This window comes from Microbispora sp. CA-135349 (genome assembly GCF_050947365.1).
Taxonomy (GTDB): Bacteria; Actinomycetota; Actinomycetes; order Streptosporangiales; family Streptosporangiaceae; genus Microbispora.
In genome coordinates, this window is record NZ_CP192001.1 from 2,698,747 (window position 1) to 2,714,166 (window position 15,420).

The 15,420-nt window shown below is 71.2% G+C and carries 14 protein-coding genes and 1 pseudogene; 5 read left to right on the forward strand and 10 right to left on the reverse strand.

Annotated features, from left to right (window positions below):
* The first annotated feature begins 159 nt into the window (after positions 1-159).
* Positions 160-519, forward strand: coding sequence for a hypothetical protein (locus ACQPZZ_RS12790; RefSeq protein ID WP_432931829.1), 360 nt, complete (start codon positions 160-162; stop codon positions 517-519).
* Positions 414-1,649: pseudogene (locus tag ACQPZZ_RS12795) on the forward strand (protein kinase domain-containing protein); the annotation flags it as partial. The gene ACQPZZ_RS12790 and the pseudogene ACQPZZ_RS12795, both read left to right, overlap by 106 nt.
* Before the next feature lie 300 nt (positions 1,650-1,949).
* On the opposite strand, the gene lanL reads toward ACQPZZ_RS12795, so the two are convergent.
* A complete protein-coding gene (lanL, locus tag ACQPZZ_RS12800; protein ID WP_432931830.1) occupies positions 1,950-4,394 on the reverse strand; it encodes a class IV lanthionine synthetase LanL in 2,445 nt (814 codons plus the stop codon).
* Positions 4,395-4,646: 252 nt separating this feature from the next.
* On the opposite strand from lanL, the gene ACQPZZ_RS12805 reads away from it, so the two are divergent.
* Positions 4,647-5,777 (forward strand): nitric oxide synthase oxygenase, encoded by a 1,131-nt coding sequence (locus ACQPZZ_RS12805; protein ID WP_432931832.1) that lies wholly within the window; start codon positions 4,647-4,649, stop codon positions 5,775-5,777.
* Between the two features lie 22 nt (positions 5,778-5,799).
* Entirely contained in the window at positions 5,800-6,588 is a 789-nt protein-coding gene (locus ACQPZZ_RS12810) for an enoyl-CoA hydratase-related protein (protein WP_432931834.1), read from the forward strand.
* Positions 6,589-6,602: 14 nt separating this feature from the next.
* Here ACQPZZ_RS12810 and galK read toward each other — a convergent pair whose 3' ends face one another.
* From galK to ACQPZZ_RS12835, 5 genes are all read right to left on the reverse strand, one after another.
* The gene (gene galK / locus ACQPZZ_RS12815) at positions 6,603-7,724 is read right to left on the reverse strand and encodes a galactokinase (protein WP_432931836.1); all 1,122 of its coding nucleotides are present in this window, start codon (positions 7,722-7,724) and stop codon (positions 6,603-6,605) included.
* A gap of 115 nt (positions 7,725-7,839) precedes the next feature.
* Complete coding sequence (locus tag ACQPZZ_RS12820; RefSeq protein WP_432931838.1) at positions 7,840-9,501, reverse strand: catalase; 1,662 nt, start codon at positions 9,499-9,501, stop codon at positions 7,840-7,842.
* Between the two features lie 237 nt (positions 9,502-9,738).
* The gene (locus tag ACQPZZ_RS12825) at positions 9,739-10,161 is read right to left on the reverse strand and encodes a VOC family protein (protein WP_432931839.1); all 423 of its coding nucleotides are present in this window, start codon (positions 10,159-10,161) and stop codon (positions 9,739-9,741) included.
* Positions 10,158-11,090 carry a helix-turn-helix domain-containing protein gene (locus ACQPZZ_RS12830; protein ID WP_432931841.1) on the reverse strand — a complete coding sequence of 311 codons (933 nt, stop codon included), beginning with the start codon at positions 11,088-11,090 and terminating at the stop codon, positions 10,158-10,160. The genes ACQPZZ_RS12825 and ACQPZZ_RS12830 overlap by 4 nt, the downstream gene beginning before the upstream one ends.
* 185 nt (positions 11,091-11,275) lie before the next feature.
* A complete protein-coding gene (locus tag ACQPZZ_RS12835) occupies positions 11,276-12,328 on the reverse strand; it encodes an NAD(P)-dependent alcohol dehydrogenase (RefSeq protein WP_432931843.1) in 1,053 nt (350 codons plus the stop codon).
* 93 nt (positions 12,329-12,421) lie between these two features.
* Here ACQPZZ_RS12835 and ACQPZZ_RS12840 point away from each other — a divergent pair, with 93 nt between their 5' ends.
* Positions 12,422-13,000, forward strand: coding sequence for a TetR family transcriptional regulator (locus ACQPZZ_RS12840; protein WP_432931845.1), 579 nt, complete (start codon positions 12,422-12,424; stop codon positions 12,998-13,000).
* Between the two features lie 222 nt (positions 13,001-13,222).
* On the opposite strand, the gene ACQPZZ_RS12845 is transcribed toward ACQPZZ_RS12840, so the two are convergent.
* The 4 genes from ACQPZZ_RS12845 to ACQPZZ_RS12860 all read right to left on the reverse strand — a co-directional run bounded on the left by ACQPZZ_RS12845 (position 13,223) and on the right by ACQPZZ_RS12860 (position 15,417).
* The gene (locus ACQPZZ_RS12845) at positions 13,223-13,501 is read right to left on the reverse strand and encodes an HPr family phosphocarrier protein (protein WP_432931847.1); all 279 of its coding nucleotides are present in this window, start codon (positions 13,499-13,501) and stop codon (positions 13,223-13,225) included.
* 110 nt (positions 13,502-13,611) lie between these two features.
* Positions 13,612-14,652, reverse strand: coding sequence for a zinc-dependent dehydrogenase (locus ACQPZZ_RS12850; protein ID WP_432931849.1), 1,041 nt, complete (start codon positions 14,650-14,652; stop codon positions 13,612-13,614).
* Positions 14,649-15,116 carry a PTS sugar transporter subunit IIA gene (locus ACQPZZ_RS12855; protein ID WP_363647558.1) on the reverse strand — a complete coding sequence of 156 codons (468 nt, stop codon included), beginning with the start codon at positions 15,114-15,116 and terminating at the stop codon, positions 14,649-14,651. The genes ACQPZZ_RS12850 and ACQPZZ_RS12855 overlap by 4 nt, the downstream gene beginning before the upstream one ends.
* Entirely contained in the window at positions 15,109-15,417 is a 309-nt protein-coding gene (locus ACQPZZ_RS12860; protein ID WP_363647556.1) for a PTS lactose transporter subunit IIB, read from the reverse strand. The genes ACQPZZ_RS12855 and ACQPZZ_RS12860 overlap by 8 nt, the downstream gene beginning before the upstream one ends.
* Between the last annotated feature and the right edge of the window lie 3 nt (positions 15,418-15,420).

A 15,420-nucleotide genomic window follows, 5' to 3' on the forward strand; every position in this document is an offset into this window, starting at 1 on the left:
AGCAGCGCTCAGCTCGAGGCCCTATCCGCCGTATTCCGGCTGACCCCCGAGTAGAGTTCTGGCGGCGATCTGCCCGTCACGCTCGGAGGTATGGTGCCTGACCGTACGGTGATACTCGGCCGGTATGAGCTGGATCCCTTGCACCTTGGAAGGGGTGCAATGGGAACGGTGTGGGGTGGCCACGACAGGGTCTTGGGCCGGCGCGTGGCGATCAAGCTGATTCGCTTTCCCGAGGATCGGCCCGACCCCGAGATGGAGCGCCGCTTCGACCGCGAAGCCCAGGTCATGGCTCAGCTGAACCATCCGGGCGCGCCTACGATCTACGACCTCGGCGCCTTCGACGATCCGGTCATCGGGCGCCGGCTCTTCCTCGTGATGGAGTTCGTCGAGGGTGTCACGCTCGAGGACGTCATCGCGAACACGGACCGCTACCCGTCGGATGGGCCGCTGCATTGGGCGCCCAAATCGCCGCGGTGCTCAGCGCCGCCCACGACCGAGGCATCCTGCACCGGGATCTGAAGCCGTCCAACCTCATGGTCCGCCGCGACGGCACGGTGAAGGTCCTCGACTTCGGCCTCGCCATGCTGCACAAGCCCGACGTGTCCAGGCTCACACAGACGGGCCAGATCCTCGGCACCGTGTCGTACAGCCCGCCGGAGCAGATACGCGCGGGCGCTGTGACGCCGCAGAGCGATTTGTACGCGCTGGGGTGCGTCCTGTACGAACTCCTCACCGGTGAGCCGGTGTTCACGGGGCCCACCGAGTTCAGCGTGCAGGAGCAGCACATCAAGGCCGCGCCTCCGGCGGTGCGATCCACCCGGCCGGACGTGCCGCGGGAATTCGAGGAGATCCTCGCCTCCCTGCTGGCCAAACGCGCCGAGGATCGCCCCCTGAGCGCGGCTGCGGTGTACGACCAGTTGATGCCGTACGTGACCGGGGTGGGCCATCTGCCCGGAGTCACGGCCGACAAGTCGAGTGCCGTACGGATGTACGCCCACGCGGTCAGCCGCATCCTCATCTCCTCTGCCGAGGCGGTGGCACCGGTGACGACTCCGGCCGCATCGCAGGAAAACCCGCAGGAGCACAACGAGCTGAGCAGGAAGGACCTCGAACGAGCTCGTCATAAGGCGATGTCCCTGCTTCTGCAGTCGCGGTACGAGGAGGTGGCCAGGCTGCTCGCCTCGGTAATTGAGTTGGCCGGCGGAATATACGGCGCCGATGACCATGAGGTGCTGGATCTCCGGACTCAATTGGCGAATGCGCTCTTTGAAGGCGCTGATTACCTGCGCGCCGCCGCCGCCTTCAACCGGCTCGCTCCCGACCTGGCCCGGCGTTACGGGCACGACGACGAGCGGACGTTCCAGTGCCGCATGCAGGAGGCCGCATGCCATGCGCACCTGGACGACAGCGATCTGGCCCTTCGTCTCCTGCGCGAGTTGCTCGCGGATCAACAACGCGCCTATCCCGCCGGCGACCAGCGGACGCTGGAGCTGCGCCGCCAGATCGGCGAGATGGAGAGGCGCTCCGGCGACCTCGTCGGTGCCCACCTCACATTCGCCGAGTTGTACGACGAACTGTGCCACCGCTACGGCCGAGACCACCCCGCGACCGCACGAGTGGGGGACAGCCTCGCTGTGCTGGAGATCTGAGAGCCGCCGGTGTGCGGATCCGGCGGACGGACTATGGGAGATCGCGGAGATTGTCGCGGGAGCCAGTCGCCTCGGGGCGGTGGTCACAGGCCACCGCCCGAGGTCAGAGCCACCCCGGTCACGCGGGGCATCGATCAGGTCGACACCAGGGTCTGCGCGGCGCACCCCGGCGCGGTCCAGGTCCAGCAGCACAGAACCTGTCCCTGAGCGCTGGAGCTCTCCTGCGGAGCCAGTTCCTGAAGAGCGGCGACGTCCCGGTCGTCATCGGTTTCCCACCTCCTTCCACGGGGCCGTGCGGGGTCATCGTGCGGGTGTTTCCAGGGAGAAGTCGTCGGGCATGAACCAGCGCCGGCCGCCGTACCGCAGGCGCAGCAGGAACCCCGCGATTCCGGCGAGGCCCATGTTGTAGCTGCACGACAGCTCGGGGGTGGCCTGCGGCGGAATGAGTTTCCCGCCGTCCCTGCGCACATGGCCGCTGTGGATGCACGCCGCCAACTCGGCGGCCCAGGTCAGATAGCGGTCGTCACCGAGCACCGCGGCCATGTCGAGCAGCAGCTCGCCGTTGCCCGCGTTGCCGTGACAGTGGATGTGGCTGAGTGCCCAGCGCTCGTTGCGCACCGCGCTCGCGGCCATCTCGGCCATCTCGCGGAAACCGGGCTCGCCGGTCGCCCGCCACAGCCGGATGAGGAAGGCTCCGATGCCGCCGGCGCCGTTGCACCACCAGGCCGTGTCCGGCTCCGCGCCCCGGGTGGGGTTCGCCCCCTCGGGCCCTACCGGCCATCTGGCGATGTCGCCGAGCCGCTCCGCCTTCGACTGCAGCGTCCTGCCGCAGGTCACGGCCAGCTCGATGTAGCGGGGCTCGTCCAGGGCCTGTCCCGCGGAGAGCAGGAAGGTGGCGATCCCGGCGGTTCCGTGTGCGAAGCCGTAGTGGACGAGGCCCCCGAGCTTCGGCTCGAGGCCCTCGGGAATCGGCCAGACCACCTCGTCTCCGCGGTGCTCGCACTCGTCCGCGAGCCGGTCGGCGCAGAACCGCGCCCGTACGCGGAACTCCGGATCGCCCGTGGCACGCCAGAGGGCGAGTTGCGCGACACCGGCGCCGGCGGTGCCGTGCGTGTAATCGGGCACGGGCCACCGCAGGGGAATCCTCTTGGCGTAAGTGAGGGCGGACTCGACGAGACCTTCGTCGCCGAGGGTACGGGCGGCCTCGTACAGGGCCCAGGCGGCGCCTGAGCGCCCGAAGAACAGCCCGGGGAGAACCCGTGGCTCCCTCCGCAACTCCTCGTTCAGCCGGGCGGCGGCGACGGCCAGGGCGTCCCGGCACCGTTCGTCGTTGAGGACCAGGATCGCCCGGTTCAACACGGGCAGGATGCCTCCTGCGCCCGTGTGGACGCTGCAGGGATCTCCCATGCGGTTCTCGTGCATCACGGGAGGCCACAGGTGCCGGCCCTCCGGGTCCATCTGCCGCACGATGTGATGCAGCAGGTCGCGCAGGAGCAGGTCCTGCTCGCCGGGGGTGAGGACCGCGATCACATCGAACGCGGCCGGCCCCGGGGGGTCACTCCGCAGGAAGGCGCGGGCGCGGGTGAGGTCCCACCGCTCGTCGGGGTCCGTGGCCGTCAGCCCGAGGATCAGCGGTGCGAGCCGCCGCAGGGCGTCGTTGCCGTGAGCGGCGGTGCGCACCAGCAACTCCATGCGCTCGCCCGCCGTGCGAACCGGCTCGTCCTCGGACGGGAACACCGGGTCGACGCCGCTGCAGAGGTACAGCAGGCAGGCGCCCAGGCTGTAGAGGTCGGCGGTCTGCGCGCACGCCGGGTGTGGCGCGCGGTCGCCGGACTGCTCCGGCGCGGTGTAGCCGGGCGTCATGACGGGGACGACGGGCTCGCCCGGCCGCGCCGCGAACTCCAGGTCGACGAGGCGGGGCACCCCGTCGGGGGTCACGACCACGTTGCCCGGGCTGAGGTCCCGCAGCACCAGCCCTGCGCCGTGAACGAGCGCCACCATGTCGACGAGCCGTCCGGCGAGATCGAGCACCTCGGGCGACGGCGGGCGGCGGGAGCTTTCGTCGCGTGACCGGTCCGCCACCCATTTCTTCAGGGAAGATCCCGGAATCTCCTCCTCCGCCAGGAAGAGGTGGTCCTGATAGTCGAGCAGGGCGACCGTGCGCGGGGTGATGCCCAGGGGCTCCAGCAGGTCCAGCACCTCGGCCTCGCGGCGCAGCAGCGAGCGCGCGGGCGCGATGTGCGGCCGCGCCTCCTTGAGGATCACCCTGGCCCCGTCACGCCGCCGGTCGGCGGCGCGGTACACCCCGCCGCGGCTCGAATGACGAACGGCCTCGTCCACCTCGAAACGGCCGGCGATCAGAACGGGTCCGCCGCGCTGCTCGTCCGGCTTCGCCGCCGGGGTCGCCGGCAGCGGCGGCGGAGCCCAGGCCGGGGCGGTGTAGTAGGCCTCGCGCCTGTCCTCCACCCACGAGCCGTCCGGGGCCACGAGCATCGGGACGTAGGAGCCGTCCATGTCGAGCACGGTCAGTCCGTCCGTGAACCCGCCATAGCGGTAATGAACCAGGCTCCCCGGGCGATATGCCAGGTCCGAAAAGATCGCCGGTCCGGCCAGTCCTTCGGTGGCCTGGTGCAACTCCTCGGCCAGTACGCGGAAATGCTCGTCGTCGTCCGGATAGACGGTGATGAATTTGCCGCTCGACGCTCGCGGTGATCTGTCTAGGGTCTCGTTACAACCGTGTATCACTGTCTGTGTCCCCCTCTCGTCGGCGGGCGGCGATGAACTGGGGCCTTTTCCTGCACCGTTCACCCCGCTGATGTACGGATTTGGCGGACAAATCCTTCGGCGTTCGCGGAAAATGTGGAGCGCCGTGGCCGTACCGGTCGCGGCTGCCGCGGACCACGACGGCGCAGTGGGGTGAGGGCCACTGCGGGAAGGGTGTCGCCGCCGGCCCGGAACCGGTGCGGGACGCCCGTGAGCGCGAAGTGTGTGGCGGTCGTGCTGACTTGGCGGAAATCGAGGAAGACCCCCGCGCCCGTACGGGAGCGCGGGGAGGAGATCGACAGGCGGGAGGCGGAGGACTTCATCCGGCTCCACCACGCGGAGAACCCGGTGGCCGGCCCGGTGGAGCAGCGGCTCCGGGAGGTCGTCGCGGAGATCGACCAGACAGGGACGTACACGCACACCACCGGCGAGCTGACCTTCGGCGCGCGGGTGGCGTGGCGCAACAGCAACAGGTGCATCGGACGCCTCTACTGGCGGTCGCTGCAGGTCCGTGACCGGCGGCACGTGGACACCGCCGACGGCGTGGCCGAGGAGTGCGTCGAGCACCTCAGGGCGGCCACGGGGAGGGGCAGGATCCGGCCCACCATCACGGTGCTCGCCCCCGACCGGCCGGGGGAGCGGGCGCCGCGGATCCTCAACGACCAGCTCATCCGCTACGCCGGATACGTACGCGAGGACGGATCGGTCCTCGGCGACCCGGCGAACGCGTCGATCACCGAGCGGGCCCTGCGGATGGGCTGGCGCGGGGACGGCACGCGGTTCGACGTGCTGCCGCTGATCGTGGAGGCCAAGGGTGCCCTGGTCCTGCGGGAGGTGCCGCGCGACGCGGTCCTGGAGGTGCCGCTCCGGCACCCGGCCCTCCCGTGGTTCGCCGATCTGGGGCTCAAGTGGCACGCCGTTCCGGCGATCTCGAACATGTCGCTGGAGATCGGCGGCGTCAGCTACCCGTGCGCGCCGTTCAACGGCTGGTACATGGGCACCGAGATCGGCGCGCGCAACCTCGCCGACCGGGACCGCTACGACCAGCTGCCGGTGGTCGCCGAGAGGCTCGGCCTCGACACCTCCCACGACCGGACGCTCTGGCGTGACCAGGCGCTGGTGGAGCTCAACGTCGCCGTGCTGCACTCCTTCGCGGAGGACGGCGTCACGATCACCGACCATCACACCGAGGCCCGGCGCTTCCTGACCCACCTGGAGCGGGAGGAGCGCAGCGGGCGCGTCTGCCCGGCGGACTGGTCCTGGATCGTGCCGCCACTGTCCGGCGCCGCGACGCCGGTCTTCCACCGCTACTACGAGGACGTACGGCTCACGCCGGCCTACGTCCACCGGCCGCCGGTGGTGTAGAACCGTGTAGAACATAGTTCGGGTGAAGGAGGGGCGGGCGATGGTGGTGCTGTCCGAGGACGACGGCGGTGTGCGAATCCTGACGTTCAACCGGCCGGAACGGCTGAACGCCTGGACCGCCGAGATGGGGCGGCGCTACTTCGACCTGCTGGAGGAGGCCGACCGCGACCCGTCCGTGCGGGCGATCGTGGTGACCGGCGCGGGGAAGGGTTTCTGCGCCGGTGCCGACTTCGCCGACCTGACGGCCCTGCAGGCGGGCACGTACGCCGACGAGCAGGACTCCCGGCCCACCACCTTCCCGAGCACGCTGCGGACGCCGGTCGTCGCGGCGGTCAACGGCGCGTGCGCCGGTCTGGGAATGGTCCACGCGCTCGTGTGCGACGTGGTCGTCACCGCCGATGACGCCAAATGGACGACCGCGTTCTCCCGGCGCGGGCTCATCGCCGAGTGGGGCCTGGGCTGGATCCTGCCCAGGCTGGCGGGGCAGGCGCGGGCGATGGACCTGCTGCTGTCCGGCCGGGTCTTCACCGGCGCGCAGGCGTGCGCCATGGGCCTCGCCGTACGGGCGGTGCCGGGGGAGCGGCTGCTCGCCGAAGCCGTCGCGTACGCGAAGGAGCTGGCCACGCGGTGCTCGCCCGCCTCGATGGCCGTGATCAAGCGGCAGCTGTGGGGCGGCTGGCAGGAGGGGCTCGACGAGGCCAGGGACGAGGCCGTGCGGCTGATGATGGAGTCGTTCCGGCGGCCGGACTTCGCCGAGGGAGTGGCGAGCTTCCTCGAGCGCCGGCCGCCGGACTTCCCGCCCCTGATGTAGGGCTCAGCGGACATCTAGTGGACGCGGTGGGCGCCGGCGGCCGGAGTGGCCGGCAGGAACGTCGGCGCGGCCCAGCCGCGCTCGGCGTAGGCCTGCTCGACCGTGGTTCGCACCCGATCGACCCGGTCGCCGGCGACGAGCGCGATGGCCGAGCCGCCGAAGCCGCCGCCGGTCATCCGCGCCCCGCGCGCGCCGCCCCGCACCGCGGCCTCGACCGCCACGTCCAGTTCGGGGCAGGAGACCTGGTACTGGTCGCGCAGGGACAGGTGTGAGGCGTTCAGCAGGGCGCCGATCTCCTGTACGGCTCCCGCCCGCAGCAGCCCGATGACGGCCTCCACCCGGTGGTTCTCGGTGACGACGTGCTGGGTGCGGGCCCGCTCGTCGCCGCTGAGCCTCGACAGGGCCGCGGCGAGGTCGGTGACGTCCCGCAGCGAGGGGACGCCGAGGTGCTCGGCGGCGTTCTCGCAGTCCCGGCGCCGCTTGGCGTACTGCCCGTCGGCCAGCTCGTGGTGGACGCCGGTGTTGATGATGAGGATCTGCAGGCCGTACGCCGGCAGGTCGAACGGGACGGCCCGGCCGGCCAGCGAGCGGCAGTCGAGGAACAGCGCGTGCCCCTCCTTGCTGAGCGCGGAGGCCGCCTGGTCCATGATTCCGCACGGCATGCCGACGAACTCGTTCTCGGCCTTCTGACACAGCCTGGCCAGCTCCATCGGCTCGAGGCCGAGGCCGTACAGGTCGTTCAGGGCGAGCCCGACGGAGACCTCCAGCGCGGCGCTGGACGACAGTCCCGCGCCCTTGGGCACGTCGCCGTCGATCACGATGTCGGCTCCGCGTACGGGAAGCCCGGCGGCGCGCATCACCGCGACGACCCCGACGGGATAGCGGGCCCAGCCCTCGGCCCGGTCGAGGTCCTCCAGCACCTGCTCCTCGCCGGGGGTCTGCAGGGAGGCGATGCGGACCGTGAGGTCGTCGCGGGGGCTGACGGCCGCGGTGACGCCCCACGGCACCGCGAACGGCAGCACGAAGCCGTCGTTGTAGTCGGTGTGCTCGCCGATCAGGTTGACCCTGCCGGGCGCGTGCCAGACCCCGGCGGGCTCGCCGCCGTACGCCTGCCGGAAAGCATCAACAACGCGCATAGTCGCACACTCCTCAACATCGCAGCCTCCCCGTAGGGTAGCGGCCCGCGCGGGTGCGGACGTGCCAGGGCCCGGCTCGGAAATCCGGGCCGGGCCCTGATCCGCACGGCGATCCTCACATCGCGGGCACGGTCGCCCGCTCGTTGGGAACGCAGTGCGTCATCTTCAGGCCCGAGACGTCGCGCGGGCCGTTCTTGCCGAGGTTGGCCAGGCGCTCCCTGTCCTCGTCGGTCAGGTCCTGGCTCGCCAGCGGCTCCAGGTGCTTGACGTCGTCCGGCGTGATGCCGAGCCCCTCGCCGACCCGCAGCCCGAGGTCGTCCTCGACCAGCAGGAAGTGCCAGACCATGCGCTCCTGGATCGGCCGGTCGCACTGCGACAGCATGGTGACGAAGTTCTCCACGAGGTCGTCGCGTTCCCACTGCTCCATGAGCAGGTAGCGCTGGCCCGCCTGCTTGTAGTCGTTGGTCCGCGGGATGCGCTTGCGGGTGAGCCTGCCGGCGATCTCCGGACCCTGCTCGTCGTGCGTCGGGAACTGCCCCTCGCGCAGCCCGCCGCTGATCGAGGGCTCGTAGTTGACGTGCGGGTTCTCGCCGCCCTGGTCCTGCCGGTAGGTCATGAGGCCGTCGCGCTGGTTGGTCCGCACGTCGGCGTTCCTGGCCTGGTTGACCGGCAGTTGCAGGTAGTTCGGCCCGACGCGGTGGCGCTGGGTGTCGCTGTAGGAGAACGTGCGTCCCACCAGCATCTTGTCGTCGGAGAAGTCCAGCCCGTCGACGAGGACGCCGGTGCCGAAGCCGATCTGCTCGTTCTCGGCGAAGACGTTGTCCACCGTCCGGTCCAGGACCATCCGGCCGACCGGCTTGGCCGGGAAGTCGTTCTCCGGCCAGACCTTGGTGTCGTCGAGCGGGTCGAAGTCCAGCTCGGGGTGCTCGTCGTCGCTCATCATCTGGACGAGCAGCTCCCACTCCGGGTAGTCGCCGCGCTCGATGGCGTCGTGCAGGTCCTTCGTGGCGTGGCCCAGCTCGTGGGCCTGGATGCGGGCGGCGTCGTCGGCCGTCATGCTCCTGACCCCCTGCTTGGGCATCCAGTGATACTTCACGAGCACGGTCTCACCCTGCTCGTTGACCCACTTGTAGGTGTTCACCCCGAAGCCCTGCATGTGCCGGTAGTCCGCCGGGATGCCGCGCGGGCTGAACACGTTGACGATCATGTGCATCGTCTCGGGGCTCTGCGACATGAAGTCGAAGATCCGGTTCGGCTCCTGCCGGAAGGTGACCGGGTCCGGCTTGAGCGCGTGGATCACGTCGGGGAACTTGATGGCGTCGCGGATGAAGAACACCGCGAGGTCGTTTCCGACGAGGTCCCAGTTGCCGTCCTCGGTGTAGAACTTCACGGCGAACCCGCGTGGGTCGCGGGCGCACTCGGACGAGTCGCGCCCCCCGATCACCGTCGAGAAACGCACCGCCACGTCGGTGCGCTTGCCGGCTTCCTGGAACAGCTTCGCCCTCGTGAACCGGGCGATCGGCTCGTCGCCCCACATGCCGTACGCCTCGAAGAAGCCGTACGACGTCGTGCCGCGCGCGTGCACCACCCGTTCCGGGATGCGCTCCCGGTCGAAGTGACTCATCTTCTCCAGGAACTGGTAGTTCTCGAGAGTGGCCGGGCCGCGCGCGCCGACCGTCCGCTGGTTCTGGTTGTCGTAGACCGGGTGCCCTTGACGGTTGGTCAGCACCGGACGCTCGTCCCCGGGCTCCGGTCCCTTGCTCGACACGTCCGTCATGGGACGGCTCCTCTCGCTATTTGATCTCATTTGAGTTGTTTGTTCTCTTCTAGACCCCCCTTTCCGCTTTTTGTCGGGGTATTCGTACCGGCGCCCTCAGGAGAGGAGATCCTGGAACGTCCGGAGCGCGCGGGGAAGGGATCCCAGGGCGCCGTGCATGTGGTCCACCGCCCCGACGTCCACAAGGCGCACCTCGGCCCCGCGCACCGCCGGAACCGTGGTGGGGAACGCCCTACCTCACCCCGCGGAGTCGCTCTCCCGCGGCTCGCCGCGGTAGGTGCCGAACGACCAGAGGTTGTCCTCCCGGTCCCGGACGACGAACTCGCGGGAGCCGTAGTCGGTGTCGTACGGCTCCCGGATGACCCGCGCCCCCGCGGCGGTCGCCCGGGCGAACAACGCGTCCGGGTCGTCGGTGACCGCGTACGCGCCGAACGAGCCGGGGGTGAGGCTCCACTTGTCGTCCGGGGTGTCCCTCGCGCTGCCCAGCATGATCCCGCCGCCGTTCGGCCAGGAGAGCTGGGCGTGGTCGACGCGGTCGCCCTCGCCGTACACCGCGGTCTCCTCGAAGCCGAACGCCTCGACGAGGAAGGCGATCAGGGCGCGTGCGTCCCTGGCCCGCAGCGTGGGCCATACCTGAGGTGCTGGTGTGATGTCGTTCATGCCACCGAGTCTGGCGAGCCGTCCGCCGCCCCGGCTTGGACGTTTCGGAACAGCTCGCTGCCGTGGCGGCCCTCCTCGGCCAGCCAGCGGCTGGGCGAGCACCCGGCGAGGGCGCCGAACTCGCGGGCGAGGTGCGCCTGGTCGCAGAACCCGCACTCGGCCGCCGCGTCGGCCAGCGTGAGCCGTCGGCCGGACGCCGCCGCCCTCTGGAGCAGGCGCCGGACGCGGTCGAACCGCACGACCCGCGCCGCCTCCTTGGGGGACAGGCCGATCTCCTCCCGGAACCGGCCGTTGAGGTGCCTGGCGCTCCAGCCCACGTCGCGGGCGAGACCGGACACGGTGACCTGTCCGCCCGCGGCCAGCATCCGCCCCCACGCCCGCGCCACCTCGGACGGGTACGCCCGCGCCGGGCGGGCGTGCCGGGACAGGACCGCGTCGAGGACGGCGAAGCGCTCGTCCCAGCCGGGCGCCTCCAGCAGGCGCTCGCGCAGTTCGCCGGCCAGCCGGCCGAGCACGTCGGAGCCGTCCAGGTCGAGCCCGGACAGCTCTCCGGCGGGCAGCCCGAGCAGGGCTCGCGCGCCGCGCGGCGTCAGCGCGAGCTGCACGCCCGACTGCCGCCCGTCGTGCGTGATCAGTGCCGGGCTGGTGTGCAGCCCGCCGACGAGCGTGTCGTACGACCCGGGTGGCGTGCGCGGGTCGGGGTGCGCCGCGATGACGAGAGGTTCGTCGAGCGTGAAGATCATCGTCAGGTAGGGCGACGGCAGGCCCCGATGCGAGGCCGGGGGGACTCCGGCCTCGTGGTAGGCGCTGTACCACGCGACCAGCGGACGCAGCGCCGGAGCGGGTTGACGATGGAAGAACGTCGTCTTCTCGTGTCCCCTGCCGATTTCGCGGCCGGTTTGCGCCGTCCGCCGATCCCGAGCCGCCATCTGCTCCTCCTGCCCGCGCTCCCCAGTCTCCATCAGGAGAGCGCGGCGGCCGCCGTCGCGGGCGGCGACGGGAGACCTTCGGCCCGATCTTCGCGATGGACCAGCCGACGTCCAGTGCCCGTACCCGGGACGCCCCCGGGTGACAGTGGGCTCCTGTCCCAGCCAGGCCTGTGGAGCGGCCGCGGTTACGAGCCGGCGGGCTGGTCGAGGTCGGACAGGTCGAGCACGAAGCGGTAGCGGACGTCGCCGCGGCCGAGGCGGTCGAGTGCCTCCTGAACGCGCGCCGAGGGCAGCACCTCGACGTCGGCCGTGATGGCGTGGCCGGCGCAGAAGTCCAGCAGTTCGGCGGTGTGGCGGCGGCCGCCGGTGCCCGAGGAGGTCAGCTTCTTGCGGCCCTGAACCAGGTCGAGGATCCGCACCGCCTGCTCCAGGGGGTAGCCGAGCAGGGCGAGGGTGCCGTCCAGGGCCGCCATGCGCAGCAGCGGGGACAGGTCGTGCGCGGCGGGGATGGTGTCCAGGATCAGGTCGAACCTGCCGCGCGCCCGCCGGGTCTGCTGATCGTCGCCGGTCATCAGGGTGTCGACCGCTCCGAGCTTGTGGGCGTCGTCGGCTTTGGCGGGTGTGCGGCTGAGGACGGTGACCTCGGCGCCCAGCCCGGCGGCCAGTTTCACCCCCAGGTGCCCCAGCCCGCCGAGGCCGGCCACGGCGACCCGGCTCCCGGGCCCGATCCCGGCCGCGCGCAGGGGCTCCCAGACGGTGACCCCGGCGCACATCAGCGGGGCGGCGGCGGCCTGGTCGAGCCCGTCCGGCAGGTGGTAGGCGAACTGGTCGCGCACCACGTACTCGCGGCTGTAGCCGCCCTGGGTCCTGGTGCCGTCGACGCGGTCGGTCCCGCCGTAGGTGGTGACGGGGCCCTCGTAGCAGAAGTTCTCCTGTCCGATCCGGCACATCTCGCAGATCCCGCACGAGTCGACGACGGTCCCGACCGCGACCCTGTCGCCCACCGAGAACGCGGTCACCGCGACGCCGACGGCGGTGACCGTGCCGGTGAACTCGTGGCCGGGGACCAGGGCGTTCTCGCCGAGAAGGCCGCCGATCCGGTGCAGGTCGCTGTGGCACACGCCGCAGTAGTCGACGCGGACCGCGAGGTCGTCGTCGCGCAGGTCGCGGCGCTCGATGCGGACGCGCCGCAGCGCGGTGGCGCCCTCAGTGCTCATCCAGCCGGTGGTGGTACGCATGAGTCCTCCAAACAGACTATTCGGTCTGTTTTTCAGCGTAGGTCACGCTCGATGGCGAAGCAAACCGACTAGTCTGTCTGTTAGGCTGAGGTCATGCCCGAGTTGCCGACCACACCGAAGGGTGCCGCGACCAGGCGCCGGATTCTGGACGCTGCCGCCGAGGAGTTCGCACAGCGGGGCATCGCCGGCGCCAGGATCGACCGCATCACCGCCACCGCGCGCACCAACAAAGCCCAGGTGTACGGCTACTTCGGCAGTAAGGACGGCTTGTTCGACGCGGTGATCGCCGACCACGCCGACCGGCTCATGAGCGCCGTCGCCTTCGACGCCGAGGACCTGCCCGGCTGGGCGGTGGGGATGTACGACGAGAACCTGCGCCATCCCGAACTGGTCCGCCTCATGGCCTGGCTGCGGCTGGAACGACGTCCGGCAGGACGCCTCGCCGACGCGACCGACGACGAACCGAAACTGGCCGCCATCGCCGCCGCCCAGGCCGCCGGGCGGCTCCGCCAGGGCGACCCCCTCGATTTGATCGCCCTGGTCATCGCCATGGCCTGTGCCTGGTCCCCGGCCAGCGGCTTCTACGCCGCCACCGCGGACGAGCCCGCCACCGACCACGACCGCCGCCGGGCCCTCCTGCGCGAGTGTGTCGCCCGCGCCGTCGCCCCTTGACCGGACACTCGCCCACCGTCCGGGACGGGCGGGCCGGTGTTCATCCGACGGTGGTTTGCGAACGCTCGGGGGCGCGAGCCAGGGATGCCTTCGTGTCCAGTTCGGGCGTTCATGCCGGCGCGGGAGTGCGGGAGTGCGGAGGACGTGCCCGGTGACGTGCCCGGCCGGCGGCCGGCACCCTCGGCACCGGCCACGCGGCCCCGGCGGCTCGGCCTACTCGACCTACTCGGCGTCCTCGGCGTCGAGGTCGCGGGACAGCAGGTCGGCGAGGGCGGCGAGGGCCTCCTCCGCTCCCGGTCCTTCGGCCTCCAGGGTCACCTCGGTACCGTGCCGGGCTCCGAGGGTGAGCACGCCCAGCATGCTGTTCGCGGGGACGGCCTTCCCGCCGCCCACGCGGATGCGCACGGGCGCCGGCTGTCGCGCGGCCGCCTCCACGAGGATCTTCGCGGGACGGGCGTGCAGGCCGGAGCGCGAGGCGACCACCACTGTCCTTTCCGGCATCGCGTTCCTCTCAGGGCTGGATCACAGGGCTGGATCACAGGGCTGGATCAAGGGCTCGGCTTCGGGGCCGATCGCAGAGCCGATCGCAGAGCCGATCGCACGGGCCGAGGTCAGGGCTCGATGGTGACCTTGATGGCGGCGCCGCGGGCGACGACGTCGATGGCGTCCATGACCTCGTCGAGGCCGAGGCGATGGGTGATCAGGTCGGTGACCGGCACCGCTCCTTCGGCGATGAGCCGCAGGGCGCGGGCGTTGTGGGCCGGGCTCGACCCGTTGGCGCCGACGATGGTGAGCTCCCGGTAGTGCACCAGATTGGAGTCGCAGGCGATGATCGGGTCGTCCTTCGGCAGCCCGCCGAAGAAGCTGATCCGGCCCTGCCGTGCGGCCATCTGCAACGCCTGCTGCTGGGCCGCCCCGGAGGCCGCCGCCGTGATCACCACATCGGCGCCCCGGCCGCCGGTCAGCTTGAGCACCTCGTCCACGAGGTCGGTCTCGCCCGAGCAGATCGCCGCGTCGGGCCGTACGAGGTCGGCGGCCAGGGCGAGGCGCTCGGCGTTGAGGTCGGCGAGGAAGACCCGGGCCGCGCCGCGCGAGCGGGCCAGCCGCACGTGCAGGCAGCCGATCGGGCCCGAGCCGACGACGACCACGTCGTCGCCCTCGCCGACGCGGGCCAGCTCCTGCCCGTTGAGCACGCAGGCGAGCGGCTCGGCGAGGGACGCCTCGGCGAACCCGACCCTGTCGGGAATCCGGTTGAGCCCGTCCACGGCGAGCACCTTGGCCGGCACGACCATGTGCTGCGCGAAGCCGCCGTCGTAGTGGTAACCCATCGACTCCTGGTTGGGGCAGACCGTGAGGTGACCCCGGCGGCACTCCTCGCACTCGCCGCACGGAATCGCGGCGATCACCTGTACGCGGTCGCCCGGGCTCCAACCGCTGACGCCCTCGCCGACCTCCGCGATCTCCCCGGCGATCTCGTGGCCCATCACCCGGGGCGGCCTGATGTGGTGGTGCCCGAACCGGTAGATCTTCACGTCCGTGCCGCACGTCGAGCAGTTGCGCACACGGATCTTCACCTCGCCGGGGCGGGCGACGGGCTCGGGCACCTCCTCCAGGCGGATGTCCCCGGGAGCGTGGAAACGGGCGACTTTCACTCGGAGTCTTCCTCTCCGTCCGGTTGCAGCAGGTGGATGACCTCGTCGACGTCGGCAGCGGCACGCAGGGCCGCGGCGCGGTCCGGGTCTAGCAGGATCTGGGCGAGTCGCGACAGCAGCCGCATGTGGCCGTCGCCGCGCGCCGCGATGCCGACGCACACCGTCACGCGCTCACCGTGCCAGTCGACGCCCTCGGGGAAGCGCAGCACGCAGATCGCGTCGTGGCGGACCGCCTCCTTCGACGTCAGCGTGCCGTGCGGGATGGCGACGCCCTCTCCGACGTACGTGGAGATCGACCGTTCGCGTTCGAGCATGGCCTCGGCGTAGGTCCCGTCCACCGCGCCGATCTCCTGAAGGACCGCTCCGCACTGCCGGATGGCGTCCTCGACGTCCGCGGCGGTCGCGGTGGTCCGTACGGCGCGGGGATCGAGGGGGAGCGGGGCCGTGCCGGCCCGGTCAGCCATCGATCGTGCCTCCGTTCTTGATGGCGGCGACGACCCGCGCCACGGCGGGGTCGCCGATGAAGACCTGGAACGGCACGAGCACGACGCCGGGGGCGCTCGCCCTGGCGCGGTCGGCCAGCCCGGTGTGGCAGACGATCACGTCGGCGTCGCCGGGGATCGAGTTGACCGGGGTGTGCTCCACGGTGACCGCGGTGCCCTTGAGTTGCTTACGCAGCGTGCTCGCGAGCATGACGCTGCTGCCCATGCCCGCGTCGCAGGCCACGATGAGTTTGCGGACGTCCTTGCCCTCGATGCCGGACATGGA

Excerpts from the sequence above, each read along its gene's own strand:
- ACQPZZ_RS12835 (WP_432931843.1), bottom strand. The coding sequence starts at position 12,328 with ATGCGTACCACCACCGGCTGGATGAGCACTGAGGGCGCCACCGCGCTG.
- galK (WP_432931836.1), bottom strand. The coding sequence starts at position 7,724 with ATGCGCGTTGTTGATGCTTTCCGGCAGGCGTACGGCGGCGAGCCCGCC.
- ACQPZZ_RS12855 (WP_363647558.1), bottom strand. The coding sequence starts at position 15,116 with ATGGCTGACCGGGCCGGCACGGCCCCGCTCCCCCTCGATCCCCGCGCC.
- ACQPZZ_RS12790 (WP_432931829.1), top strand. The coding sequence starts at position 160 with ATGGGAACGGTGTGGGGTGGCCACGACAGGGTCTTGGGCCGGCGCGTG.
- ACQPZZ_RS12825 (WP_432931839.1), bottom strand. The coding sequence starts at position 10,161 with ATGAACGACATCACACCAGCACCTCAGGTATGGCCCACGCTGCGGGCC.
- ACQPZZ_RS12840 (WP_432931845.1), top strand. The coding sequence starts at position 12,422 with ATGCCCGAGTTGCCGACCACACCGAAGGGTGCCGCGACCAGGCGCCGG.
- ACQPZZ_RS12860 (WP_363647556.1), bottom strand. The coding sequence starts at position 15,417 with ATGTCCGGCATCGAGGGCAAGGACGTCCGCAAACTCATCGTGGCCTGC.
- ACQPZZ_RS12820 (WP_432931838.1), bottom strand. The coding sequence starts at position 9,501 with ATGACGGACGTGTCGAGCAAGGGACCGGAGCCCGGGGACGAGCGTCCG.
- ACQPZZ_RS12830 (WP_432931841.1), bottom strand. The coding sequence starts at position 11,090 with ATGGCGGCTCGGGATCGGCGGACGGCGCAAACCGGCCGCGAAATCGGC.
- ACQPZZ_RS12845 (WP_432931847.1), bottom strand. The coding sequence starts at position 13,501 with ATGCCGGAAAGGACAGTGGTGGTCGCCTCGCGCTCCGGCCTGCACGCC.